Annotated in this window: 24 protein-coding genes; 2 read left to right on the forward strand and 22 right to left on the reverse strand. The window is 42.4% G+C overall.

Annotation, left to right across the window (positions count from 1 at the left end; all coding sequences use genetic code 11):
* Nucleotides 1–3: 3 nt before the first annotated feature.
* The 22 genes from panB to AC5YCD_RS10890 all read right to left on the reverse strand — a co-directional run bounded on the left by panB (nucleotide 4) and on the right by AC5YCD_RS10890 (nucleotide 21,044).
* Nucleotides 4–813, reverse strand: a complete 810-nt coding sequence (panB, locus tag AC5YCD_RS10785; protein ID WP_496130032.1) for a 3-methyl-2-oxobutanoate hydroxymethyltransferase — start codon at nucleotides 811–813, stop codon at nucleotides 4–6.
* 46 nt (nucleotides 814–859) lie between these two features.
* Nucleotides 860–1,345: a 2-amino-4-hydroxy-6-hydroxymethyldihydropteridine diphosphokinase gene (folK, locus tag AC5YCD_RS10790; protein WP_496130033.1), complete on the reverse strand. Its 486-nt coding sequence runs from the start codon at nucleotides 1,343–1,345 to the stop codon at nucleotides 860–862.
* A complete protein-coding gene (gene pcnB / locus AC5YCD_RS10795; RefSeq protein WP_496130034.1) occupies nucleotides 1,342–2,802 on the reverse strand; it encodes a polynucleotide adenylyltransferase PcnB in 1,461 nt (486 codons plus the stop codon). The genes folK and pcnB overlap by 4 nt, the downstream gene beginning before the upstream one ends.
* Before the next feature lie 138 nt (nucleotides 2,803–2,940).
* Complete coding sequence (locus AC5YCD_RS10800; RefSeq protein ID WP_496130035.1) at nucleotides 2,941–3,327, reverse strand: ComEA family DNA-binding protein; 387 nt, start codon at nucleotides 3,325–3,327, stop codon at nucleotides 2,941–2,943.
* Nucleotides 3,328–3,330: 3 nt separating this feature from the next.
* Complete coding sequence (gene mazG / locus AC5YCD_RS10805; RefSeq protein WP_496130036.1) at nucleotides 3,331–4,092, reverse strand: nucleoside triphosphate pyrophosphohydrolase; 762 nt, start codon at nucleotides 4,090–4,092, stop codon at nucleotides 3,331–3,333.
* Between the two features lie 85 nt (nucleotides 4,093–4,177).
* Nucleotides 4,178–5,587 carry a ribosome biogenesis GTPase Der gene (der, locus tag AC5YCD_RS10810; protein WP_496130037.1) on the reverse strand — a complete coding sequence of 470 codons (1,410 nt, stop codon included), beginning with the start codon at nucleotides 5,585–5,587 and terminating at the stop codon, nucleotides 4,178–4,180.
* Nucleotides 5,588–5,750: 163 nt separating this feature from the next.
* Entirely contained in the window at nucleotides 5,751–6,899 is a 1,149-nt protein-coding gene (gene bamB / locus AC5YCD_RS10815; protein ID WP_496130038.1) for an outer membrane protein assembly factor BamB, read from the reverse strand.
* Nucleotides 6,899–7,603 (reverse strand): YfgM family protein, encoded by a 705-nt coding sequence (locus AC5YCD_RS10820; RefSeq protein ID WP_496130039.1) that lies wholly within the window; start codon nucleotides 7,601–7,603, stop codon nucleotides 6,899–6,901. Before AC5YCD_RS10820 ends, bamB begins: the two co-directional genes overlap by 1 nt.
* Before the next feature lie 23 nt (nucleotides 7,604–7,626).
* On the reverse strand, nucleotides 7,627–8,922 hold the full coding sequence (gene hisS, locus AC5YCD_RS10825) for a histidine--tRNA ligase (RefSeq protein ID WP_496130040.1): 1,296 nt from the start codon (nucleotides 8,920–8,922) through the stop codon (nucleotides 7,627–7,629).
* 3 nt (nucleotides 8,923–8,925) lie between these two features.
* The gene (gene ispG, locus AC5YCD_RS10830; RefSeq protein ID WP_496130041.1) at nucleotides 8,926–10,047 is read right to left on the reverse strand and encodes a flavodoxin-dependent (E)-4-hydroxy-3-methylbut-2-enyl-diphosphate synthase; all 1,122 of its coding nucleotides are present in this window, start codon (nucleotides 10,045–10,047) and stop codon (nucleotides 8,926–8,928) included.
* Between the two features lie 18 nt (nucleotides 10,048–10,065).
* Nucleotides 10,066–10,845 carry a helix-turn-helix domain-containing protein gene (locus AC5YCD_RS10835; RefSeq protein WP_496130042.1) on the reverse strand — a complete coding sequence of 260 codons (780 nt, stop codon included), beginning with the start codon at nucleotides 10,843–10,845 and terminating at the stop codon, nucleotides 10,066–10,068.
* Entirely contained in the window at nucleotides 10,836–11,651 is an 816-nt protein-coding gene (gene pilW / locus AC5YCD_RS10840; RefSeq protein ID WP_496130043.1) for a type IV pilus biogenesis/stability protein PilW, read from the reverse strand. The genes AC5YCD_RS10835 and pilW overlap by 10 nt, the downstream gene beginning before the upstream one ends.
* Nucleotides 11,652–11,670: 19 nt before the next feature.
* Nucleotides 11,671–12,903 carry a dual-specificity RNA methyltransferase RlmN gene (rlmN, locus tag AC5YCD_RS10845; protein ID WP_496130044.1) on the reverse strand — a complete coding sequence of 411 codons (1,233 nt, stop codon included), beginning with the start codon at nucleotides 12,901–12,903 and terminating at the stop codon, nucleotides 11,671–11,673.
* A gap of 123 nt (nucleotides 12,904–13,026) precedes the next feature.
* Complete coding sequence (ndk, locus tag AC5YCD_RS10850) at nucleotides 13,027–13,458, reverse strand: nucleoside-diphosphate kinase (protein WP_122900270.1); 432 nt, start codon at nucleotides 13,456–13,458, stop codon at nucleotides 13,027–13,029.
* Between the two features lie 106 nt (nucleotides 13,459–13,564).
* Nucleotides 13,565–13,765: a Fe-S cluster assembly protein IscX gene (iscX, locus tag AC5YCD_RS10855; RefSeq protein WP_496130045.1), complete on the reverse strand. Its 201-nt coding sequence runs from the start codon at nucleotides 13,763–13,765 to the stop codon at nucleotides 13,565–13,567.
* Between the two features lie 48 nt (nucleotides 13,766–13,813).
* The gene (locus tag AC5YCD_RS10860) at nucleotides 13,814–14,371 is read right to left on the reverse strand and encodes a phosphatase PAP2 family protein (RefSeq protein WP_496130046.1); all 558 of its coding nucleotides are present in this window, start codon (nucleotides 14,369–14,371) and stop codon (nucleotides 13,814–13,816) included.
* Nucleotides 14,372–14,397: 26 nt separating this feature from the next.
* Nucleotides 14,398–15,675: a glycosyltransferase family 4 protein gene (locus AC5YCD_RS10865; protein WP_496130047.1), complete on the reverse strand. Its 1,278-nt coding sequence runs from the start codon at nucleotides 15,673–15,675 to the stop codon at nucleotides 14,398–14,400.
* Nucleotides 15,676–15,748: 73 nt separating this feature from the next.
* Nucleotides 15,749–16,513 carry an XAC2610-related protein gene (locus tag AC5YCD_RS10870; protein WP_496130048.1) on the reverse strand — a complete coding sequence of 255 codons (765 nt, stop codon included), beginning with the start codon at nucleotides 16,511–16,513 and terminating at the stop codon, nucleotides 15,749–15,751.
* 103 nt (nucleotides 16,514–16,616) lie between these two features.
* On the reverse strand, nucleotides 16,617–17,462 hold the full coding sequence (locus AC5YCD_RS10875; protein WP_496130049.1) for a DUF2971 domain-containing protein: 846 nt from the start codon (nucleotides 17,460–17,462) through the stop codon (nucleotides 16,617–16,619).
* Nucleotides 17,463–17,694: 232 nt separating this feature from the next.
* Complete coding sequence (ilvC, locus tag AC5YCD_RS10880; protein ID WP_496130050.1) at nucleotides 17,695–18,711, reverse strand: ketol-acid reductoisomerase; 1,017 nt, start codon at nucleotides 18,709–18,711, stop codon at nucleotides 17,695–17,697.
* Between the two features lie 117 nt (nucleotides 18,712–18,828).
* Nucleotides 18,829–19,320 carry an acetolactate synthase small subunit gene (gene ilvN, locus AC5YCD_RS10885; protein ID WP_122900285.1) on the reverse strand — a complete coding sequence of 164 codons (492 nt, stop codon included), beginning with the start codon at nucleotides 19,318–19,320 and terminating at the stop codon, nucleotides 18,829–18,831.
* Entirely contained in the window at nucleotides 19,320–21,044 is a 1,725-nt protein-coding gene (locus tag AC5YCD_RS10890) for an acetolactate synthase 3 large subunit (RefSeq protein ID WP_496130051.1), read from the reverse strand. Before AC5YCD_RS10890 ends, ilvN begins: the two co-directional genes overlap by 1 nt.
* A 685-nt stretch (nucleotides 21,045–21,729) precedes the next feature.
* On the opposite strand from AC5YCD_RS10890, the gene AC5YCD_RS10895 reads away from it, so the two are divergent.
* Nucleotides 21,730–22,023 (forward strand): DUF4124 domain-containing protein, encoded by a 294-nt coding sequence (locus AC5YCD_RS10895; RefSeq protein WP_496130079.1) that lies wholly within the window; start codon nucleotides 21,730–21,732, stop codon nucleotides 22,021–22,023.
* Nucleotides 22,024–22,114: 91 nt separating this feature from the next.
* A complete protein-coding gene (gene leuS / locus AC5YCD_RS10900; RefSeq protein WP_496130052.1) occupies nucleotides 22,115–24,736 on the forward strand; it encodes a leucine--tRNA ligase in 2,622 nt (873 codons plus the stop codon).
* The last annotated feature ends 66 nt before the right edge of the window (nucleotides 24,737–24,802 follow it).

Consider the following 24,802-nt stretch of genomic DNA (forward strand, 5'->3'; position numbering starts at 1 on the left):
TGTTTACAGTTCTACCTGAAAGGTTTGTTCTTTCGCTGGGAAAGATCCGTCTAATACTGCAGCATGATAGGCTTTAAAAGCATCTAAAATGGCAGTTTCCCCTGCTTGCTCTTTCATAAAGTTACGTACAAATTTTGCCACGCGACCAAATGTTAAACCAAGCATGTCTTGTACAACCAAAACTTGTCCGTCTGTGGCATTGCCCGCGCCAATTCCAATTACAGGGGTATTTGGGAATAATTGGCTAATTTCTTGCCCCAACTGTGCCGGTACACATTCAAGTAATAAAACTGCAGCACCTGCCTCAACCACCGCTTTACAATCTGCAATCAGTTGATCAGCAGCTTCACGGGTACGCGCTTGTAACTTATAACCACCTAACACATGCACTGATTGTGGGGTTAAACCCAAATGTACACATACCGGAATACCATTACGGGTTAAAACTTCAACGGTTTCAGAAAGCCAAGCACCGCCTTCCATTTTGACCATTTGCGCGCCTGCTTGCATCACGGTACGTGAGTTTTGCAAAGCATCATTTAAAGTGGCATAGCTCATAAATGGCAAGTCAGTCATAATGAATGCATGACTGTTACCGCGGCGTACCGCAGCTGTATGATAGGCCATATCGTCTACGGTCACAGGTAAAGTCGAATCACGCCCTTGAATCGACATGCCCAACGAATCACCAATCAAAATACTATCGATTTGGGCAATTTCCATGGCTTTGGCCATGCTGGCGTCATAACAAGTAAGACATGAAAATTTACGTGCTTCAGCTTTGAACTTACGCAAATCGCTTAGACTGATCATGTAGCTATTCCTCTATGGAAGTAAAAAGGACTTCCCTCAAAAAATCTTAAAGTTGAGCCCAGTTATGCTCTGCACACACAGTTAAGGTGGCATGTTGAACTCGGCTTAAATGTTGTAGTGTTTGACCGTGAACTTGTAAAAATGGGTCAAGATCTAACAGCGGCAATAAAACAAATTCACGCTCAAGTACACCCACATGCGGCACAGTTAAACGTTCATGTTGAATCTGCTCATCGCCATAAAGTAACAAGTCCAGATCTAAAGTCCGCTCACCCCAATGGCGTAAACGTACTCGACCCGCTTCTTGTTCAAAGCGTTGTAATTGATCTAATAAATCTAAAGGTGCAAGATCAGTAGTCAGTTGTACCACTGCATTCAAATAATCCGGTTGATCTTGCGGTCCCATCGGTGGACTTTGATACAGCTTTGAGGTTTTAACATTACCCAAGCTGGATAACTTGGCTACTGCTTCAGCTAAAATCTCGCGTGAATCCCCTAGGTTACTGCCTAAGCCAATATAAGTGACAATCATTGCGTTGGTCCAAAAATCACTTGGCTTAAATCACGCTGTACGCGTTTACGCTTTAAAATTGGATGATCTGAACCAATGCTACCGTCGGTTGAACCTGACGCCACAGAACGTTCCACTTTGGCTTGTACTTCTTGTTTGGCCTTACGCTGACGACGGCTACGTGATTCAGGCTCTTGTACCAATGGCTCAAGTTCTTGTAGTTGAACTTTAGCCACCACCTCTTCTTGACCCTTGCTACGACGGCTTTTGGCACGCTGACGGTTATATTGACTGATGGCACGTTCTTTTTGGTCACCGCTCATCACTTGATAAGCATCCCACCATTCGCCCATCCCTTGCGTGCTATGATCACCTGATTTTTCACGTAACAATAGGAAGTCAAAACCAGCACGGAAACGTGCATGCCCCGATAAGGCCTCAATTTGCTGTGGCTTTGGATTGAGTAAGCGGGTTTGCATTTCCCATACTTCACGAATAAAGGTTTCAGCAAAACGCGGAATAACCGTACGCGTGCTTTGACGTTTGAGCACGTCTAGACCTGCTTGCGCGCGTGCTTCTGCGGCAACAACACCTTTATGCTGATAAAAATCACAGCGCTCTTGGAATTGCTCCCACAGCAATACAGCATAGAAAAAGGCAGGATTGATGGTTTTACCGATTGAAATCCGTTGATCAGTATTCTTTGCCGCACGTTCAATAAATGGGCTAATACGCGGTTTAATATCAGCAAATAATTGTTGCCAAATACCAAATTCGATCAGCATAGGCATCACTCGATTTAAGTGGCCCATAGTAAATAATTTTTGTGATTCATCGTATAAACGATGCGGTGACACATCACGTAATAATTGTGTTAATTCTGGTGTAAAGACATCCAAAATTTCAGGCGCAATATTAAAGTTTAATTTGGCGGCAAAACGTAGTGTACGCAGCATACGCACAGGATCTTCTTCAAAACGCGTTTGCGGATCGCCCAGTAGACGTAAAGTTTTATGTTTAATATCGTCGACCGCATTACAAAAGTCTAAGACAATGCCTTTACGCGGTTGGTAGTACATCGCGTTAATTGAAAAGTCACGGCGCGCAAAATCTTGCTCAATCGTACCCCAATTGTTGTCACGTAAAATCATGCCTTGAGCAGAGGTGACCGCTTTTTTAGGTGGCGCACGGAAAGTCGCGACCTCAACTAGCTCACGACCAGAATAGACATGAGCCAACTCAAAACGACGACCGATAATTCGGCAACGACGACCGAATACTTCTTTAACTTGGCTTGGGGTCGCATTAGTGACAGCGTCAAAATCCTTTGGATTAAGACCAAGCATTAAGTCACGAACACCACCGCCCACAATATAGGCCTCATAACCCGCTTTAGTTAAAGCATCGATGACATCTAAAATATAAGAAGGTAATTGTGCGGTAGATAAACCGCATTTTGACGCGCGCAAGGTTTGCAAAAGACGCTGTCTCCTACGTCTGAACGTAATGTATTAAGATGTCGCTAATCATATCGCTTACACCATCAAAGGGCAATTTGATAATCGAACAGAAATTATCGAAGCGGGCCTAGATCAGCATTTTTTTTGCAAATTCTGTTATAAAGCCAAGCGTGCACGATTTTTCTCCAATAATTTTGGCCCAATGCCTTTGACATTTTGTAAATCATTGACGTTTTTAAAGCGCCCATTTTGCTCACGATATTGAATAATCGCTTCGGCTTTTTTCTGACCCACGCCAGAGAGTTGCTGTAACTCTGTAACGGAAGCACTATTGATGTTGACCTTAGGTCCAGTGGCGCCCGATTGAGATAAACTCGGTTTTGATAAATAATAATTCGGATCTTGGCCAGCTTTTTGCGCTTTTAAACGTGCATCAATGGCCTGTTGCTGCGCTTGCCATTTGGCATAGTCTTGATCAAATTTTTGATTGGCGTGTGCTACAGCAGCAACACACAATACCATCAGCATGCAAATGATTCGCATCATTTATCTCCTTTGCTGCTTGGCTGCCTCCCATAATTGATCCATTTCTTCTAAGCTCATGTCGTCTATGCTTTTGCCTTGTAGTTCAGCGTGTTGTTCAATATAGGCAAAACGTGTGCGGAACTTATGGATAGTGCCAAGTAATGCAGTTTCACTTGATACTCCTAGTTTACGCCCAACATTGACCAGTGAGAATAAACAATCGCCAAACTCATCCTGAATTTCATCGGAATTTTGGTTGAGCATGGCTTGCTTTAGCTCACCGAGTTCTTCCTCTAATTTGTCATAAGCGTCTTGCACATTGGCAAAATCAAAACCAATTTTTGCAGCATTTTTTTGAATATATTCAGCTTGTTGTAAACTTGGGCCAGGTTTAATTTCATCTAAACGCGCGTGCAGCTTGCCTTGTTTTTCTTGGGCTTTAATTTGCTGCCATAACTCAGAGACTTGCGCAGGGCTCAGCTGCTCAAATTGTTCTGCCTCAAAAACATGCGGATGACGACGAATCAACTTTTGGCTAATGGCATTGACTACATCATTAAAATCAAAGGCACCTTGTTCACTATACATTTGCGCTTGAAACACCACTTGTAACAATAAATCGCCCAGTTCATCGCGGATGTCATCGAGCTGACCACTGCGCACAGCATCTTCGACCTCATAGGCTTCTTCAATGGCGTAACGGGTCAGGCTAAGTGGCGTTTGCTCACGATCCCAAGGGCATTTTTCGCGTAATTCACGCATAATCTCTAACAGTTGTTGCATCAAAATGTACTCATCTATTTTGTGTTTATTGTAAAGAAAAAACCCAGTCATCTAGACTGGGCTTAAGCTCAAGCAAAAGAAAAACTTAGCGTTTAAATTTCTTCTCAGCTTTCTTAAATTTCTGTACATAACGACGTTTACGCGCAGCAGCACGCTCGTCCATTTGTGACTTACGACCTTCAAATGGGTTTTCTGAGGTTTTAAATTCAATTTTTACTGGCGTACCTTCAAGTTTATACACTTTACGGAACACGTTTTCTAAATAACGACGATAATCCGCAGGCGTTTTATCTACCTTGTTACCATGAATCACAATCGTTGGTGGGTTTTGACCGCCAATATGCGCATAACGCATTTTAATACGACGACCTTGAACCATACCCGGTTGGTGTGCTTCGGTGGCATCTTGCAAAATTTGTGTAATTTTGGCAGGAGAAACTTTTAAGCGTGATGAATCATAAGCACGGTGAATTGAAGGATAAAGATCACCTACACCTGTACCATGCAGTGCAGAAATTAAATGCACTTTGGCCCATGGAATAAAGTCAAAGCGACGCTCCACGTCCAATTTACATTGTTTACGATCATATTCAGACATGTTGTCCCATTTGTTGATCGCAATCACCATGGCACGACCTGCTTCTAGGGCATAACCAATTAAGTGTAAATCCTGCTCTACAATACCGTCACGCGCATCAATCACCACCACAATCACATTGGCATCTTTAATTGCTTGTAAAGTTTTCACAATCGAGAACTTCTCGATCATTTCGTCGACTTTACCTTTACGACGTACACCCGCAGTATCAATTAAAGTATATTTACGGCCATCACGTTCAAATGGAATATAGACAGAGTCACGCGTTGTACCCGGTTGGTCAAATGCCACTACACGCTCTTCACCCAGTAGACGGTTCACCAATGTTGATTTACCCACATTTGGACGACCAATAATGGCTAAACGTAAACCGGTGTCTTTATCGTGATCTTCTGGATTTTCGTCTTCAGGTACATCTTGTAACACATCTTCAAGCATTTGCTGTACGCCGCGGCCGTGGCTGGCTGCCACTTGCATCGGTTCGCCCATACCCAACTTATAGAATTCAACCAAAGCCGCTTCAGCGTGTACGCCATCGACTTTGTTGGCCACAAGATAAACTTTTTTACCTAAAGTACGTAATTCACGGGCAATTTGCTCATCAGATGCAAGTAAGCCTGCGCGCGCATCAACCACAAAGATAATGATGTCTGCTTCGTTAATGGCAGTTTTAGATTGCTCTGCCATGTATGAGTCAATACCGCCTTCACTCTCACCAATACCGCCGGTATCTACCACGATGAAAGATTTATTTTGGTAAGTTGCATCACCATATTTACGGTCACGTGTCAGACCTGCGAAGTCTGCCACCAATGCGTCACGGCTCTTGGTAATCTGGTTGAACAGCGTTGATTTTCCGACGTTCGGACGACCAATGAGCGCAATTACGGGTTTCATAGATTAACCTTATAGTTAAGATCAGCCAGTACAAGTGGCCTGAACATCAGAAACAATGGGAAGAAAAATGAGTCAAAGACTAAATAAAACACGGGGGCATTGCGATGTATGTCCCCGTGTAAAAAATACGATTGTGCTTAGTTTACCACAAGCGTGCAAAAAATTAACGATTCTGCCAAATGCTATATGTGCCCTTTTGACTAGAAACATAAAGTTGTTGGTCAATTGTGCGCAATGAACGCACTTCACCTGAAGTTTTAGCACGCCCAACCAAGTTGCCTGTGTTTGGGTCAATTAAATGCAACACACCATCTAAATCACCCACAACCAACTGATTGCCCAGTACAGCAGGGTTACTTAAATGACGGTTAAGTAACTGTTCATTCTGCCAAAGCTGCTGACCTGTCGTAATGTCATGCGCGGTGATTTTACCTGTACTTTGAGTCACAAAAACTTTGTTATCAAATATAACAGGGCTACGTAGACTGGATGCGTCTTCGCTCCAAATCACACGCTGTGAGGCCAAATCTAATGCGGTCACTTGACCTTGGTAACTGGTGCTAATTAAATAGCGACCCGCAACCACAGGTTCACCATCAATATCATTAAGACGCTGAATATCAGAACGACCATCATTGACCGATACACGGCGCTGCATGTGTGGAATACCTGTTACAGTATCAATTACATAAACATAACTATTGGCCCAAGCGACCAATACAGTACGCGGATCTACAGCGACAGGTGCTGCTGTGCCACGCATGCTAAAGTCAACTTTAGGTAAATTATAGGTCCAAATTTGCTGACCTGTGACCACATCATGCGCAAAGACCGTGCCATCATTGGCAAGAGTAATCACTCGCCCGGCTTGAATTAAAGATGGAGCTAGCACTGCACTGGTCAGTTGGCTTTGCCATTTTTGAGCACCTGTAGCCTGATCTAGCGCAAACAGTTGGCCTTTTTTATTGGCCACCACCACAATCCCTTCGCCTACTGCGGTACCTGCACTAATGCCGGCTTTTGACACACTGCTTTGCCACACACGTTGCTTGCCTTGATAAGCACTGATTTCGCCTTTAGGATCAGCAGCAAATACCAGTCCATCAGCCACTCCGAGCTGTAAACGCAATGGGTCAACTTTATCAGTTGCTGCCACGCTATAGCTTGCCACAGGTGCAATACTTTGCGATGCAGAAATCTTAGGTAATGGATTGGGTTTTATTTGTTCTACTTTGACTGCTTTACTCGAACAGCCTACAAGTGCAAGGCTTAGAACGGTAAAAGCCAAAGGAATTTTATAATTCATTTTCATTAAGACTCATCCATTTGTGTCTCTAAAACTGGGCGTTCGATTTCTGGATCATCTACTAAAACGCCGACGCTTTCGAGTTTAATTTGTAAAATTTGGCGTTCTTGTTTACGTTCTAACAACGCATCCCATGCGCTCATATAGGCTTTTTTGGCATTGGCAATATCATTTTTGGCCATATACACATCACCCATGGCCTCATCAACTGTAGCTTTAAAGGCAGGCTCTGTGACTGCGCTTAAGCTTTTTAAGGAATCATCATATTTATTTTGTGCCAATTGACTGTATGCCAAACGTAATTTAACCAATTGCGTTAAGCCTTGGTCATCGACTTTTGCGTTTTCAACTTTCTTTAAGGCTTTTTCAGCGGCTGCATAATTGCCTTGATCATAAGCTAATTTTGCCAGCATAAACTGAGTTTGAATGGCCTGAGCCGAATCCGGATATTTTTTTACAATTTCATCTGCAGTTTTGGTCAAGTTATTCCATGCAGTGCTATCAGTTGCATCAATGGTTGCCGCTTGATCCATTAACTGCTGGACTTTGGCAGTTTCCAACTGTGCTTGTGCCAGTTGGTTATTCTGCCAATAGGTCCAACCGAAATAGGCAATCAGCGCAACCAACACCCCAGAAACCACGGCTGAACCGTATTTCTTGGTATTATTTTTTAAGCTATTGAGTTGTTCATCATCACTTAGTGCGCTCATGTGATTACCCTTTTCCTTATATATTATTGTGAAGACAGTTGTTCAAGCATAAATGGTACGATCTGAGTAAAAGCAACGTCACTTTGCTCAGCAGTGGCTAATTTTTTCAGCAACACTTGACCGCTTTCCCATTCACGTTCACCACAAATCAAGGCATAGATCGCCCCTGATTGATCGGCTTTTTTCATCTGTGATTTCATTGAACCTTGCGAACCCACTTTAAGACGAATAGCACTGCCTGCAGCTTCTAATTGATCACGTAGCTGCTCAGCCAATACTAAAGCTTTACCTTGTGCACTAGGCTCTGAAACCAAGAATACTTCACAATCACGTACTGGCTCAGCTTCGCCAACTTGCTCTAGTAGAAGCAATAAACGCTCCATACCCATCGCAAAACCTACCGCAGGCACAGATTGATCTGCTTTACCTTTAAGCTGACCGACTAAGCCGTCATAACGACCACCGGCACAGACTGTACCTTGTGAACCTAAATGTGTGGTGGTCCATTCAAATACACTTTTGTTGTAGTAGTCTAAACCTCGAACCAATTTTTGGTTAATGACAAAGCTCACCCCAGCATCTGTTAAATACTGCTGCAATTGATTGAAATGTGCGAGTGTTTCTTCGCCCATAAAATCATGCAATTTTGGTGCATTTTCTAAAATGCTTTGGGTTTTGGCATCTTTAGAATCTAAAATACGCAGTGGATTGGTGGTCAAGCGGCGCTGAGAATCTTCATCTAAATCTGTTTTGTGTGCTTCTAAGAAATCCACCAATGCTGCACGATAGTTCGCACGTTCATCAGACTCACCTAAAGTATTCAGTTCTAATTGAACTTTATCCGATACGCCCATACGCTTCCACAGACGTGCCGTCATTAAAATCAGTTCAGCATCCATATCTGGCGTTGCCACACCAAAGGTTTCCACACCAAATTGATGGAACTGACGGTAACGGCCTTTTTGCGGCTTTTCATAACGGAACATTGGACCGATATACCACACACGCGGTGTCGCACCACGCAGTAAGTTATGCTCAAGCATAGCACGTACGCAGCCGGCAGTGCCTTCAGGACGTAAGGTCAAAGACTCAGGTGGATTACCTTTATCTAAAAAGGTATACATTTCCTTTTCAACGATATCGGTTGCGTCACCAATGGAACGTTTAAACAAATTGGTTTGTTCAACGATCGGCAAACGGATTTGTTGGTAGCCGTAAGCATCCATCAAGCCAGATAGATGCTGTTCTAGACGTCGCCACGCTGGAGTTTGCGTTGGAAGACAGTCATTAAAACCTTTAATTGCGACGATTGAACTCATGATCTACTCAGGAAAACTTGTACGAATAATTTCTTTAGATTTAGCTTCTTCAAGCTCAGTAACACGTTGACGAACCATGCTTTCGATTTCATCAACTAAGGTGTTGGTATCAATTAAATGGCTCTTTTCACCATTTTTATACACCAATGAACGTGGTGCAGCACCCACAACACCAATATCTGCTTCTTTGGCTTCGCCTGGACCATTGACTTTACAGCCAATGACAGAGACATCCATTGGCGTACGGATATCCTCTAAGCGCTCTTCAAGCTGTTGCATGACTTTAATCACGTTAAATTCTTGACGTGAACAGCTTGGACAAGCAATAAAGTTAATGCCGTTTGAGCGTAGACCGAGTGATTTTAAAATATCAAAACCAATCTTCACTTCTTCTTCAGGTTCAGCCGCCAAAGAAATACGCATGGTGTCACCAATGCCTTCCATAAGCAAACCGCCCAAAGCAATGGCAGATTTGACTGAACCAGTACGGTAAATACCCGCTTCGGTTACACCTAAATGCAGTGGATTATCAATTTGTTGTGATAACAAACGATACGCGTCCATGGTTAAAAATACATTGGACGCTTTGACCGAAATTTTAAATTCTTGGAAATCTAAACGATCTAAAATATCAATATGGCGCATGGCAGATTCAAGCAAGGCTTGGCCTGTGGGTTCGCCGTATTTTTTTTGAATGTCTTTTTCGAGTGAACCCGCATTCACACCAATACGCATTGAAATATCGTTATGACGTGCCGCAGCTACCACTTCACGAATTTTGGCTTCAGAGCCGATATTACCTGGGTTAATACGTAAACAGTCCGCGCCTAGGTCAGCCACTGCTAAAGCAATTTTGTAGTCAAAATGAATGTCAGCCACAAGCGGTACAGAGACTTGCTTGCGGATTTCACCAAAAGCGGCGGCTGCTTCCATAGTCGGCACAGACACGCGCATGATATCCGCACCTGCATCCACGCAGCGCTGAATTTGCGCTACCGTTGCCGCCACATCACAGGTTTCTGTATTGGTCATACTTTGAATACTAATCGGCGCATCACCACCGACATACACCGAACCCACACGAATTTTGCGTGTTGGACGGCGTTGAATTGGATTTACGATCATAAGAATACTCTTAGGCCATTAGCGTGACAAACGGAATTCGGCTTTGCCATTCACAGTGTATGGGCTCAATGAAATATTTTCATTGTTTAAGTTTAATGACACCGCAGTGGCATCATCAAGGCGAATTTGGAATGGTGCTTCACCGCTGACTGTAGTGCTGCTCGCTTGACGGCCTGTTAGCAACACTTTGCCAGTGGCATCTACGATATGCACTGAAGTTGGACGATTAAAACTTAAAGCCAACTGATCGCCTGTGGTGGCCACAGTTGAACCATCCATTGACAACACTTCCACAGCCTCTTCAGCAGGTACAGGCGCTTCTTCATCCGAACGGCTCTTAAGTGCCGCAATTGCTGCCCAAAGTAGCAACAATACCGCCATAGTGATGGCCGCGCGTTTTAACCATTTTTTATTGCGGTCACGATTAGAACCTGGCAATTTACCCATAATTTTAATGGGTGAATTGTTTAGGGCATGATTCGGCAAAAGCCCCGTGTCATTGGCATAAATTTCGTCAAAACGCTGAATAATATTGCTGGCATCTACCTGCAAAAATTTAGCATAGCTACGGTAGTAGCCCTTAATAAAGGTGGCTTCTGGTAGCGCTTTATAATCATCCTGCTCAAGTGCAGTTAAAGTTTTTTCAGGAATATTTAACGCTTTAGCCACATCAGCTAAATCACGTTTTTGATTCATACGAACTTGACGTAAGTACTCACCTGGACGTTGTACATTTCCTAATGCGTTTGGAGCTGTGCTTGAACCAGTCGATTGCGATGAATTAGGATTTATTTCCATACGGCCTCAGTACTGTACTGTAATTGCAGATAACGTTGGTATTCTTGACTATTGGGGAATAAGGCACGCAATTGATTGACCAAGGCATTTTGCCCGAGCTGATCTTGATTGGCACGTGCAATACGTATTCCTAGCCAAAGCGCACGTGAACTTTGATTATGTGAACCCACTCGATGCACAAATTGTTCATACAACTGAGTAGCGCCCGCATATTGTTCGCGTAAATAAAAAATTTCAGCTAACTCTAACATTGAAATTGTTGAATCGCGATTTACTGATAAGGCCTGTTTGAATGTTTTTTCAGCATTCAACACATCGCCTTGCTTTAAGTAAACTCGACCTAAATTTTCCAGTGCTAGGTAGCGCTGCTCATAACCGAGCGCAGCGCCTGCAATTGTCAGCTGTTCAATTGCATCATTATAACGTTCTAGACGATATAAGTAGGTGCCATAATTATTGCGTGCTTGTGAGTTATTTGGATCACTACTAATCGCACGCTTAAAATAACTTTCCGCCTTATCTAAATTGATTTTACTGCCCTCTTGCTGCAGTAAAATACCCATCATCATATTGGCATTACTGTCACGCCAGTCATGCTCTAAGGCCTGATCAAGCGAGCGTTTGGCGGCATCTAAATCACCATTGCGTAAATGTTCAGCCGCCAATTGGGTGCGGACCTGCAACGATTTGGTCGGATCTTTTTTATAAGGGGTGGAAGAGGAAGTGGTTTGACAGCCACTGACTAACAGTGCCGTCGCAACAAAGAACCCTACAGCAAGCTGTTTTACTATTGCCTGTTGCACCAAAGTCTTCCTCCTTATTCAGTTATCCTTGCGAACGCATAATTTCGTTTTGCGCTGCAACTTTCTTTTTCCACTGTTCCGCACGGCGAGTACGGTCAGCCACTTGTCCCACCAATTGACCACATGCCGCATCAATATCATCACCACGAGTCTGACGAATCGTACACACAAAACCAGCATCAGACAAAGTTTTTTGGAAAGAAATAATGCGGTTACGGCTTGAACGACCATATGGCGCGTGTGGGAATGGGTTAAACGGAATTAAATTGATTTTGCTTGGTAAGTCTTTTAGCAATTTAATCATTTGCTGCGCATGTTCAGGTTTGTCATTCACGCCATCCAGCATCACATATTCAATAGTGACGTGTTTACGTGAACTTTCGTTGCCATCTTTGGCGATATAACGCTGACATGCAGCAATCAATTGCTCAAGTGGATATTTCTTGTTGATTGGCACCAACTCATCACGCAGCTCATTATTGGTGGCGTGTAATGAAATAGCTAAAGCCACATCAATATCCTGCGCCAATTGATCAATTTTAGGCACCACACCTGAAGTTGACAGGGTGACACGGCGTTTAGACATGCCATAAGCAAAGTCATCTAACATAATACGCATGGAGTGCAGTACCGCGTCGTAGTTAAGGAGGGGTTCGCCCATACCCATCATCACCACGTTAGTCACAGAACGCTCACGCTCTGCCACTGGTACATCTTCCATATACGAGTAGTTGGCCATCCATAACTGACCAATGATTTCCGCTTGCGATAAGTCACGTTGGAAACCTTGTTTACCCGTTGAGCAGAATGAACAATCCAGTGCACAGCCAACCTGTGATGAAATACATAAGGTTTTACGTAAACCAGTTTTGTCTTCAGCAGGAATCAGGACAGTTTCAACCAATGAACCTGCACCATCCCCAACACGGAACACCCACTTACGCGTGCCGTCTTTCGAATAGTTTTTATGCACCACTTCTGGCGCTTTAATTTCAGCGATTTTTTCTAGTTTTTCACGTAATTTGCCAGAAATATTGGTCATCTCGGCAAAATCAGTCACAAAAAATTGATGAATCCATTTCATGACCTGACCGGCACGAAACTTCTTCTCTCCCATGTCCTCAAAGAATTTTTCCATTTGCGGACGTGACATGCCAAGTAAGTTCACTTTTGCCACCGGTGTATGCGTCTGAACAGACGTAGATTGTTGCTTTTCATCAGAATGTGCAGATGAAGCGACCACTTCAGTACTCATGTGTAATTACCTAGACCATGCTTTCAATAGAGAAGGAGATGTTCAATAAGTGAACAAATTAAATTTCAGGAATAAAAAAACCAGATAAGTATAATAACACTTATCTGGTTTGAATACTGCGTATTAACGAGTACGTGGAGCAATCTCAGTTTGAGCGAAGAAGTAGTTTACTTCACGATCAGCAGATGCTACAGAGTCAGAACCGTGAGCAGCGTTTTCGTCGATGCTTACAGCGAAGTCAGCGCGGATTGTACCAGGAGCAGCTTCTTTAGGATTCGTTGCGCCAAGGATTTCGCGGTGAGCAAGAACAGCGTTTTCGCCTTCAAGAACAGATACAACAACTGGACCAGAAGTCATGAAAGCAACTAAGTCAGCAAAGAAACCACGTTCTTTGTGCTCAGCGTAGAAGCCTTCAGCTTCAGCTTGAGTCAAGTGTTTCATTTTAGTTGCAACGATTTGAAGACCAGCTTTCTCGAAACGAGCAAAGATTTCGCCTACAACGTTTTTAGCAACTGCATCTGGTTTTACGATAGATAATGTACGTTCAATCGCCATGATAGGCTCCTTAAGTCAAATTGACATGAAATTTTGCCGCATTATACCGAATAATGGGCTTTTTTCTGCTTTTGATGTGTAAAAAAATTGCTTTTTTTCGTGGCAATTAGCTTGCTTCATCAATCCATGCCATTTGAATGGCTTCTAATAAACCTTCAGTTGACTTCTCAGGGTTGTCTTCAAAGTCAGGTAGCGCGCATACCCATGCATGTAAATCAGTAAAACGAATCCACTGTGGATCTACATCTGGGTGCGCCTCGTACAATTCGATGGCAATATCAATGGTGTCCGTCCAACGTAAGCCCATAACTATTCCTAAATCAATATGTCTGACTACTTTAGCAAATTTTAGCTGTTATAACAGCACATCAAAATAGGGCGCACAGAGGATAATTAAACTGCCCACAGCAGCACCAATTAATGCCCCAACCATCACATCACTCGGATAGTGCAAACCTAAAATCATACGCGACAGTGCCACCAAAAGCGTAAATGGCAACATCAACACCAATAATAACGGTTCGATATAACCGAGTACCACCGTTGCCAGTACCGCATGCAAGGTATGCCCTGATGGGAAACTAAAATGATCCAGCGGCCGTTCACCCAAATGAATCACCTGATGCACTTGATAAGGCCGTGGACGGATGGTTTTGGTTTTTAAAATTTTATAGATGGCTGTGCCAACCAAGGTACCCAATAACACATACAGCACACTGGCTTTAAAGTCCCAACCGCGCACCCACCAAGCCAGACCGAGCATGGCATACCAAAATGGCCCATCGCCCATACGACTAATAGCGCGAAAGGTATAACAAATACGCTGTGAATGTGAAAAATGATTTAAATAGACACAGCCTTTTAAATCGAGTGCCAATATTCTTATTTTTGCGCGTTTTATTTTTAAATTCATCTGCGTCTCCTTGCAATCAAGGATGGCTAGGTGTGCATCACGCTCTCCCGAGCCACACGATAAAGAGCATTCTCAAGCTGCGCCACTGGATAATCCCAACCAATTTGGCTGGCCATTTGGCGTGCTTGCTGCCCCATTTTTTGTAACGTTTTTTGATGTGGAAGCTGTTGCATATACTGTGCAAAGCCGTTTTGATCACCTCTTGGGGCTAACCATCCCATATGCTTATGTTTGACATATAAATGTGCTGCAGCATAGTCATAAGCAATGACAGCTAAACCACTGGCCATGGCCTCAAGTACCACATTGCCAAAGGTTTCAACTTGGCTTGCAAACACAAAGACATCACAACTTGCATAAACCGTTGCAAGTTCTATACCGCTTAAACTGCCTGTAAAAATAATGTTACGGTTTTCATTCAGCGCCAATAACGCATTACGTTGTGGTCCATCACCTACAATCACCAATTTAAGTGCTTGCCCTGCAGCCCGCATCTGCTGATAGGTTTCAATAATGAAAGGAATTTCTTTTTCAGGCGATAAACGTCCTACATAAAGCATAACGCGATCATGAGCAGTTACACCCCACTGCTGTCTTAATACTTCAGAACGGCGTTCGGGACTAAATAGCTCTATATCTACACCACGCCCCACCACAGTTAAGGGACAGGTCACCCCAAACTCACGCAAGGCACGTTCTGTGTCACGACTTGGCACACAAGTAAGTGCGGTATGATTATGAAACCAACGTAAATAGCTTTGAATGGGTTTGACTAAAAAAGCTAAATCAAAGAATCGACTAAAATCTTGAAAAGGTGAATGAAAGCCGCTAGAGACTGGTAGACCTTTGGCCTTAGCGGCATGCAGTACTGCAAAACCTAATGGCCCTTCGGTGACAATATGCACCACATCGGGCATAAACTCATCTAAGGCTTGGTTGACTTTGAGCATTTGCGGCCAACCAAACTGTAGGCTTGGATAACGTGGAACTTGTTGTGCCTTAACTAAACATTCTTGATTTGGAGTAAAGCTTGGACAACGACCACGTTGCTCTGGTCGAATCAGTAAGATTTTATGGCCATTTTTTTGTAGACCTTGGCTTAAATGCAATAAGGAATGCGCCACACCGTTAATTTCGGGTGGCCATGTTTCTGTGACAATCGCGATTTTAAGGCGCGGTCGCACTAAGGCTTCTAAAACAGTGATTTCATCCGTGAAATTAACATGTTGATTTTTTAAATAAAATTTAAAACTATCCGGAAAATCTTGTTGTTTAAGGAGGCCGCCAATATTGATATTGTCCATCACGCAGCTCGCTGTGTTTTTATTTTTAGTTCAGCATAGCTGCGTTGTGTGACAGTTTAATGTCCTTAGCCGTTTATAGTGGTCGCAATAAACCCTGTTCGACTTTAAAAGTTTGCTCACCAAAACTCACTTGTCGTGTTAAGCCATCAATTTTAGGCTGCCCTGCCAATTTTTCTAATTGCGGTGCGCGTTGGAACTGGGCAGTTTTTGGGTTATACATCCAATAAATATAACGATCTGCTTCACGCGCATTTACAAACACAAGATCATAATAACCATCAAAGTTAAGATCCATATAATCCATACGTTCAGGGCTGGCGTTAAAACCTGTTAAGTTTTGTACTACACGTTGGCTAGTGCGATCTGTAACACTCACCTGTTGAATAGTTGCACCACCATAGAATTTAAAGCTAAAACTTGGGCGATTTTGCAGTTTAATTAAAGGTTGAAAGTTAACGTTTTTATCAGCGCTGCTAGTGATGATTTGGCTATTTAGATTGCCGCTACTAATATTTACATCTGCATTGATTTTATGGGTATGGGTTTCTGTACCTGCAAGCAACTGATTTACCGAGTATAAGCTCAGATTATTGCCTTTTTGTGTGCCATTAAAATACACAGTGGTGTTATTAATACGATCAAACAGGGTAGCTTGTGGATTCCAAACGCCTGTAGTGACTTGTAATAAGTAGCGTTGTTCCGCTGATTCTAAGACACGATGGACAGGTACATAGACGTTATTGATTTGTGGCAAGTTGCTATTGGCAGTTGCCATTGAAGTTAAACCTAAAACAGGTAAAGCAAGTACAAGTGACTGTATAAGCAAATGTTTTTTCATGATTTAACCTCAAAATAGTTAGATTGGGAGGAAGTTAATTTAGCATATGAATAGTGTAATAATATGAAGTAAAAATTAATCTTTTTAATGTATTACTTAACTTTTAAGTAACAACATTAGTCAATTTACTTTTTAATCTCCACTTCTCAATATCTAGATCAACGTTATAAAACTTTATATGATTCTCTGCGCAAATTTTCTTTAGCTCTTCAACTTTTGGTACGATGTGATCTTTAATCTGCTCGCCTAAGGATTCATATTTTCTTCGTTGATCAATATAAGTGTTTTTACCCACATATACTTCCACAAAAGCTTCTTGAGGGATTTCCAACGTATAAATAGGACGAGTGGGTAACTGAACTCTTTTCCAAAGTTGATTATCAATCATAGCCTCAGTTTTGGTTGAATAGTGATATGAAAATTGAGCAGCACTAATATTTTTTACAATGCGTACTTCTTCTTCATATGCCCATTCTTGCATTTTATATAGGAGAGCATGCTTTAATAAGCTTTCCTCGTTTTCCCAATTTGAAACATTAGAGTCTCCTACTGACATCAATTGTTCAGCAGACACTTTATTTACTTTATTAGGTGCAGTTTTTAAATATCGAATCTCCCCTTTTATGGATGGAATTATGAATTTTTTTCTATCATCAAAACCTGCTTTTTGAACATCAATACCAATCACAACACCTTTATAACTGTCGCCATAATGTGACCACATTAAAGGATTTAAAGCAGTTCTCGTTAAGCTTAAGATTGCATATTTTCTAGAAAATTTATTACGAAAGGCACCAGTAGCCACATTTAAAGGCACATCTAAATCATATAAGCCTAAACCAGTACATTCAAAAGGATCATTAAAATCCTCTAAATGAGAAAACCCCAAAGACCTAGTTTTTAAAATAGTTAAAGCTGCTTCAAAACTTACATATTTATATAAAATCATTTTTCTTATCCAATAAAAAAAACCCTCGTTTTCACGAGGGTCTTTTTAGCATTTAAAATCTGCTAAATCAAAGAATTAGTTCTTTTCTTTGTCTACGATTTTGTTTGCTTGAATCCAAGGTACGCAAAAATAGAAAAGCATGCTTTTCTATTTTTAAGGCCGTAATATTAGCCATTAAAAAACCCACTCAAATTGAGTGGGTTTTTGCATTCAAATCAATTAATTCGAGAAATTAGTTTTTCTCTTTATCAACGATTTTGTTTGCTTGAATCCAAGGCATCATTGCACGAAGTTTGTTACCAGTTACTTCGATACCGTGAGCAGCATTTTGACGACGACGAGCAGTCATAGAAGGATAGTTTAAAGCACCTTCTTGGATGAACATCTTCGCGTATTCGCCAGATTGAATACGTTTAAGCGCATTACGCATAGCTTCACGAGATTGTTCATTGATTACTTCAGTACCAGTTACATATTCGCCATATTCAGCGTTGTTAGATACAGAGTAGTTCATGTCCGCGATACCGCCTTCGAACATTAAGTCAACGATCAATTTAAGTTCGTGTAGACATTCGAAGTAAGCCATCTCTGGTGCATAACCAGCTTCAACTAAAGTTTCGAAGCCCATTTTAACAAGTTCAACAGCACCACCACAAAGAACTGCTTGCTCACCAAAAAGGTCAGTTTCAGTTTCTTCACGGAATGAAGTTTCGATAATACCTGTACGGCCGCCACCTACGCCAGAAGCATAAGATAAGGCTACGTTACGCGCGTTACCAGAAGCATCTTGGTGAATCGCGATTAAGTCAGGAACACCTGAACCACGTTGGTATTCAGAACGTACTGTGTGACCTGGTGCTTTTGGAGCAACCATGATTACGTCTAAGTCTTTACGTGGAACAACTTGGTTGTAAAGAACAGAGAAACCATGAGCAAATGCTAAAGTCGCGCCTTGCTTGATGTTTGGTTCAATCTCATCACGGTAAAGTTGAGCTTGGAACTCATCTGGAGTCAAGATCATCACTACGTCAGCTTGAGCAACAGCAGCAGCAACTTCAGCAACTTTAAGACCAGCGTTTTCAGCTTTTTTCCAAGAAGCAGAGTTAGCACGTAAACCAACTGTTACATCTACACCTGAATCTTTAAGGTTAAGCGCGTGCGCGTGACCTTGTGAACCGTAACCAATAATTGCTACTTTCTTAGATTGGATGATAGATAAGTCGCAGTCTTTATCGTAAAAAATTTGCATTGCTGTCTCCGCTTGAATGCTTTGTTTCCCTCATGGCTTAACCTATTTTTGTGTGGGTTAAGCCTTACCTAGTTGTATAGGTTTATACTGAGGTTGTCAAAAAATTATTTAATTAAATTAGATTGTTAAAACTTTTTCGCCACGCGCAATGCCTGACACGCCAGAACGTACAACTTCTAAAATTGTGTTCTCAGCTAAGGCATCAATAAAACCGTCAATCTTGTCGGTTGTACCTGCGATTTGAATGGTATAAGTCGTTGGAGTCACATCCACGATCTGACCACGGAAGATGTCTGCGGTACGCTTAATTTCAGCACGTGCAGAACCTAAGGCTTTGACTTTAATTAACATCAGCTCACGCTCAATGTGCGCGCCTTCTGATAAATCAACCACCTTCACCACTTCAACCAGTTTATTCAGTTGCTTGGTAATTTGCTCGATTTTGTGCTCATCACCATAAGTGGTTAAAGTCAAACGCGATAAAGTTGGGTCTTCGGTTGGTGCAACATTTAAAGTCTCAATGTTGTAACCACGTTGAGAAAATAAACCCACTAAACGAGAAAGCGCACCTGCTTCGTTTTCAACGAGTACAGAGATAATATGACGCATTATGTACGCTCCCCTTTACTTAACCACATATCTTGCATTGATTGACCTGCAACCAGCATCGGATAAACGTGCTCAGTACGGTCAACCATCACGTTAATAAATACGCATTTGTCGTTAATCGCCATCGCTTCAGCAAGCTTAGATTCAAGCTCATCGGCATGGTCAATTTGAATACCCACGTGACCGTAAGCTTCCATCAATTTTGCAAAGTCAGGTAAAGACTCTACATAAGAGCTCGAGTGGCGACCTTCGTAGTTCATATCTTGCCACTGTTTCACCATACCTAAAGCACGGTTGTTTAAGCACAAGATTTTTACGTTTAAGCCGTATTGCTTACAGGTCGATAATTCTTGGATACACATCTGAATGGATGCTTCACCTGTAATACACACCACTTGTTGCTCTGGGAAAGCAAGTTTTGCCGCCATTGCATACGGTAGACCTACACCCATGGTGCCTAAGCCACCTGAGTTAATCCATTGACGTGGACGGGTATAACGGTAGTACAACGCGCCAAACATTTGGTGCTGACCTACGTCAGAGGTAATAATTGCCTGACTGTTGGTAATCTTGTCTAATGCTTGAACCACTTGTTGTGGCTTCATCACGCCATTGGTACCTGCTTCGTATTTCAAGCCGTGTACTTTGCGCCATTCATTAATTTGTGCCCACCATGCCGCGATCTCTTCAGGATTTGGCTTAGAAACATTTAATTGTTTCAATTGCGCCAACATCTCGTTGAGTACCGGTTCAACCGCGCCCACAATTGGAATGTGCGCCATAATGGTTTTAGAAATGGTTGCTGGGTCAATATCAATATGAATGACTTTGGCATTTGGACAGAATTTTGCAGGGTTATTGGTCACACGGTCATCAAAACGCGCGCCAATACACAAAATCACGTCTGCATTATGCATGGTCATGTTGGCTTCATAAGTACCGTGCATACCCAACATACCAATAAACTGTGGGTCGTTGCCTGGGAACGCGCCTAAGCCCATCAAGGTATTGGTTACAGGGAAACCTAACAGATGTGCAAGTTCAGTCAACTGCGCTGAGGCATTGCCTTGCACCACACCACCGCCTGTATAAATTACAGGACGTTTAGCATGTAAAAGTTCGTCAATGGCTTTACGAATTTGACCTGTGTGACCACGGTGTGGTGGTTGATACGAACGCATCTTCACTTTTTCAGGGTATTCATAGGCGAATTTTTCTGCAGGATTGGTCGCATCTTTTGGAATATCGACTACAACAGGACCGGGACGGCCTGATGACGCGATATAAAATGCTTTTTTAATCACTGACGGAATTTCGCTGGCATGACGCACTTGGAAACTGTGTTTTACGATTGGGCGAGAAATACCGACCATATCGGTTTCTTGGAACGCATCCTCACCAATAAGATGGCTTGCAACCTGACCTGACAAAATCACCATTGGGATTGAGTCCATATAAGCCGTTGCAATTGGCGTTACGGTATTGGTCGCACCGGGACCTGATGTTACGAGCACAACACCAGTTTTACCTGTGGCACGCGAGTAAGCATCGGCCATATGACCTGCAGCTTGTTCATGACGCACAAGGTAATGATTGATTTTTTCTTGTTGAAAAAGCGCATCATAGATATGAAGTACTGCGCCGCCTGGATATCCAAAAACATGTTCAACGCCTTCGTCCGCTAATGCGCGAACAAGCATTTCACCACCAGATAAAAGTTCCAACGTGATTCACCCTAATATTTGTAACATATACAATTTTTGTCGTTGTATACGCTTTCATTCATTCATTGTCTGCACTGTTATAGCACACATATTTCATAGTTTTGATAGCAATAAGAAAAAAATCTGACCCGGTTGCTGTTTGAGCAATAAGAGGTCTAAAACATGTTGGGATAAACATATTTTGTTGGCTTTGTTCATCTTCTCGGCTAGAGAAGAAGTCCATTGCTAAGATGTACTCATTCGAAGGGTGATCGAATAAAGACATATAAAACTAAAGACAGCATTTTTGTAGTTTCACACCACAAAGTCAAGGTGAAAAATTGGCTTTTTATTGATTATTCATCAGCCGCCTAAAAAATAAGCTTATCCACTATTTTTCACATTTTAAGCTAAAGCCCTAAATTTGCTTGAAAATTAACATTTTCATGATTTATTTATATAAATGATATAAATAAATGTAATGATTAAATGATTTGATCTTTAAGCCGTGCAACTTTTTTGTGCATTAATAAAATAAAAATAGTCAAAATAGTGCAGCGACTTTTGCTGTGTTTTTAAGCACAATTGGCATTGTAAAATTGCCATAAAAACGCGCAAAATACGCTACAACATTACCTATCCTCTTGCTATTGTCTTTTTAATAATTGAGAACATAAACATGCTACATTTGACCAAAACAGCCTGCATGACAGCTCTATTTGGCGCGCTTGCTTGCGCGGCACAACTCACCTCAGCTCAAGAATTTTATAAGTGGGTAGATCAAAAAGGCTCTACTCATTACACCACCACGCCACCGCCTAAAAATGCAAAAAAACTGAGCAAGGTCGATACCTATGGCACACGTCAAAACACCCAAGTTAAAACCGCTTTGCCAAGCGTAAATGGGCAAAATAACCAGCCGGCTCAATCTCAAGCCACGATGGATGCACAGCAGCAAGAAGCCAATGCTGCGCTACAACAAGGTCTGAATCGACGTTAAGCCAATTTTTGCTATAGCGAAAATTCACTTTTAGGTACGTTTTGCGCTATGCTGTGGCTTAAATTTTTAACCGTTCTCTTGTATTACGTATATGACTACTCACATTGACTCAGAATACCAAGCCAGTGCGATTGAACCTCAAGTCCAACAGGACTGGGAATCGCACAAAGCCTTTAAAGTTGCCGACACAGTAGAAGGTCCACGTCGTTATATCCTCTCGATGTTCCCTTACCCAAGTGGCAAACTCCATATGGGTCATGTACGTAACTATACGATTGGTGACGTGATCAGCCGTTTCCACCGTTTAAAAGGTGAAACAGTGCTACAACCAATGGGTTGGGATGCTTTCGGTTTACCTGCAGAAAATGCCGCGATTGCACATCAAGTAGCGCCTGCAAAATGGACTTTTGAAAACATTGATTACATGCGTAATCAGTTGAAAAAATTAGGTCTTGCAGTGGATTGGGATCGTGAATTTGCAACCTGTACCCCTGAATACTACCGCTGGGAACAATGGTTATTTGTTCAGCTTTATAAAAAAGGCTTAATCTACCGTAAACTTTCAACCGTAAACTGGGATCCAGTCGATCAAACTGTACTTGCCAACGAACAAGTTGAAAATGGTCGCGGTTGGCGTTCAGGTGCATTGGTCGAAAAACGTGATATTCCAATGTATTACTTCCGCATCACAGACTATGCGCAAGAATTACTTGACGATTTAGACACACTCAAAGACGGTTGGCCACAACAAGTCTTAACCATGCAACGTAACTGGATTGGTCGCTCACAGGGTATGGAAATCACCTTCCCTTCAGCAAATCCTGAAGTTTACGCAGACGGCCTAACTGTATTTACCACACGTGCCGATACCTTGATGGGTGTGACTTATGTTGCAGTTGCAGCAGAACATCCAATGGCGCTTAAAGCGGCTGAGAACAACCCTGAATTGGCTGCATTTATTGAAGAATGCCGTATGGGTTCAGTTGCAGAAGCGGATCTTGCCACTGCTGAGAAGAAAGGCATGGCAACAGGTCTTTCTGTAAAACACCCTGTAACAGGTGAAGAAGTTCCGGTTTGGATCGCAAACTACGTATTGATGTCTTACGGTTCAGGTGCGGTGATGGCTGTTCCATCACACGATGAACGTGACTTCGAATTTGCCAACAAATATGGCTTAACGATTAAGCAAGTGATTGATGCCAAAGGCGCTGATGATGCAGACTTTGATGCGACTCAGTGGCAAGAATGGTACGGTTCTAAAGAAGGCAAATTGGTCAATTCAGGCGAATTTGACGGTTTAGATTTTGAAGCGGCATTTGATGCATTCCTTGCAAAACTTGAGCCGAAATCGCTTGCGAATGTAAAAGTTCAATTCCGTTTACGTGACTGGGGTGTATCTCGTCAGCGTTATTGGGGTTGTCCAATTCCAATGATTAACTGCCCATCATGTGGTCAAGTGCCAGTGCCAGAAGATCAACTGCCTGTTGTGCTTCCAACTGATGTGGTGCCAGATGGTTCAGGTAATCCACTGAACAAAATGCCTGAATTCTACGAAACATCTTGCCCAAGCTGTGGTGGCGATGCGCGTCGTGAAACAGATACGCTAGACACATTCGTTGAATCTTCTTGGTACTATGCGCGTTATGCATCTCCTGACTTTACTGGCGGTATGGTAAAACCTGAAGCAGGTCAAACGTGGTTGCCTGTGAATCAATACATCGGTGGTGTTGAACATGCAATTCTGCACTTACTTTATGCACGCTTCTTCCACAAATTGATGCGTGATGAAGGTGTAGTTCAAGGTAATGAACCATTCACTAACCTTTTAACTCAAGGTATGGTGCTTGCAGATACTTACTACCGTGAAGCAGAATCAGGTAAGAAAACATGGTTTAACCCTGCGGACATCGAGTTAGAAAAAGACGAAAAAGGTCGTATCACTTCTGCAAAATATAAAGAAGATGGTCAAGACGTGATCGTTGGCGGTCAAGAAAAAATGTCGAAATCGAAAAACAACGGTATCGACCCGCAATCAATTATTGACCAATACGGCGCAGATACTGCTCGTGTATTCATGATGTTCGCAGCGCCACCTGATCAATCACTTGAATGGTCAGACGCAGGTGTTGAGGGTGCAAACCGCTTCTTAAAACGTGTATGGCGTTTGGCAACTGGTTTCCTTGAACAAGGTAATCAAGCTGCAAGCATCGACAAAGCTGCGCTGTCTACTGCTGCGCAAGATTTGCGTCGTAAAACCCATGAAACCATCCAAAAAGTGGGTGATGACATCGAACGTCGTCATGCATTTAACACTGCGATTGCAGCGATGATGGAACTCTTAAACGCAAACAACAAGTTTGAAGCGAAAGATGACAATGACGTGGCGGTTGCACGTGAATCAATCATCACGCTTTTAACTTTACTTGCGCCATTTGCACCACACTTAAGCCAAACGTTATTGGCACAGTTTGGTATCGAGTTAACTTCTGCTCAATTCCCAAGTGTTGATGAATCTGCGTTAGCACGTAATACGCAAACCATCGTGGTTCAAGTGAATGGTAAGCTTCGCGGCAAACTTGAAGTGTCTGTCGATGCATCTAAGGATGACATTCTTGCGCAAGCAAAAGCATTGCCTGAAGTGCAACAATTCTTAACTGGCCCAACCAAGAAAGAAATTGTGGTACCAAATAAGTTAGTGAATTTGGTGGTTTAATTTAATCCCCCTTTACAAAAGGGGACTTCCCACTTCAAATAGAAAATGAAGCCTCCTCCCTTTTCC

This window comes from Acinetobacter sp. CY05 (genome assembly GCF_059515805.1).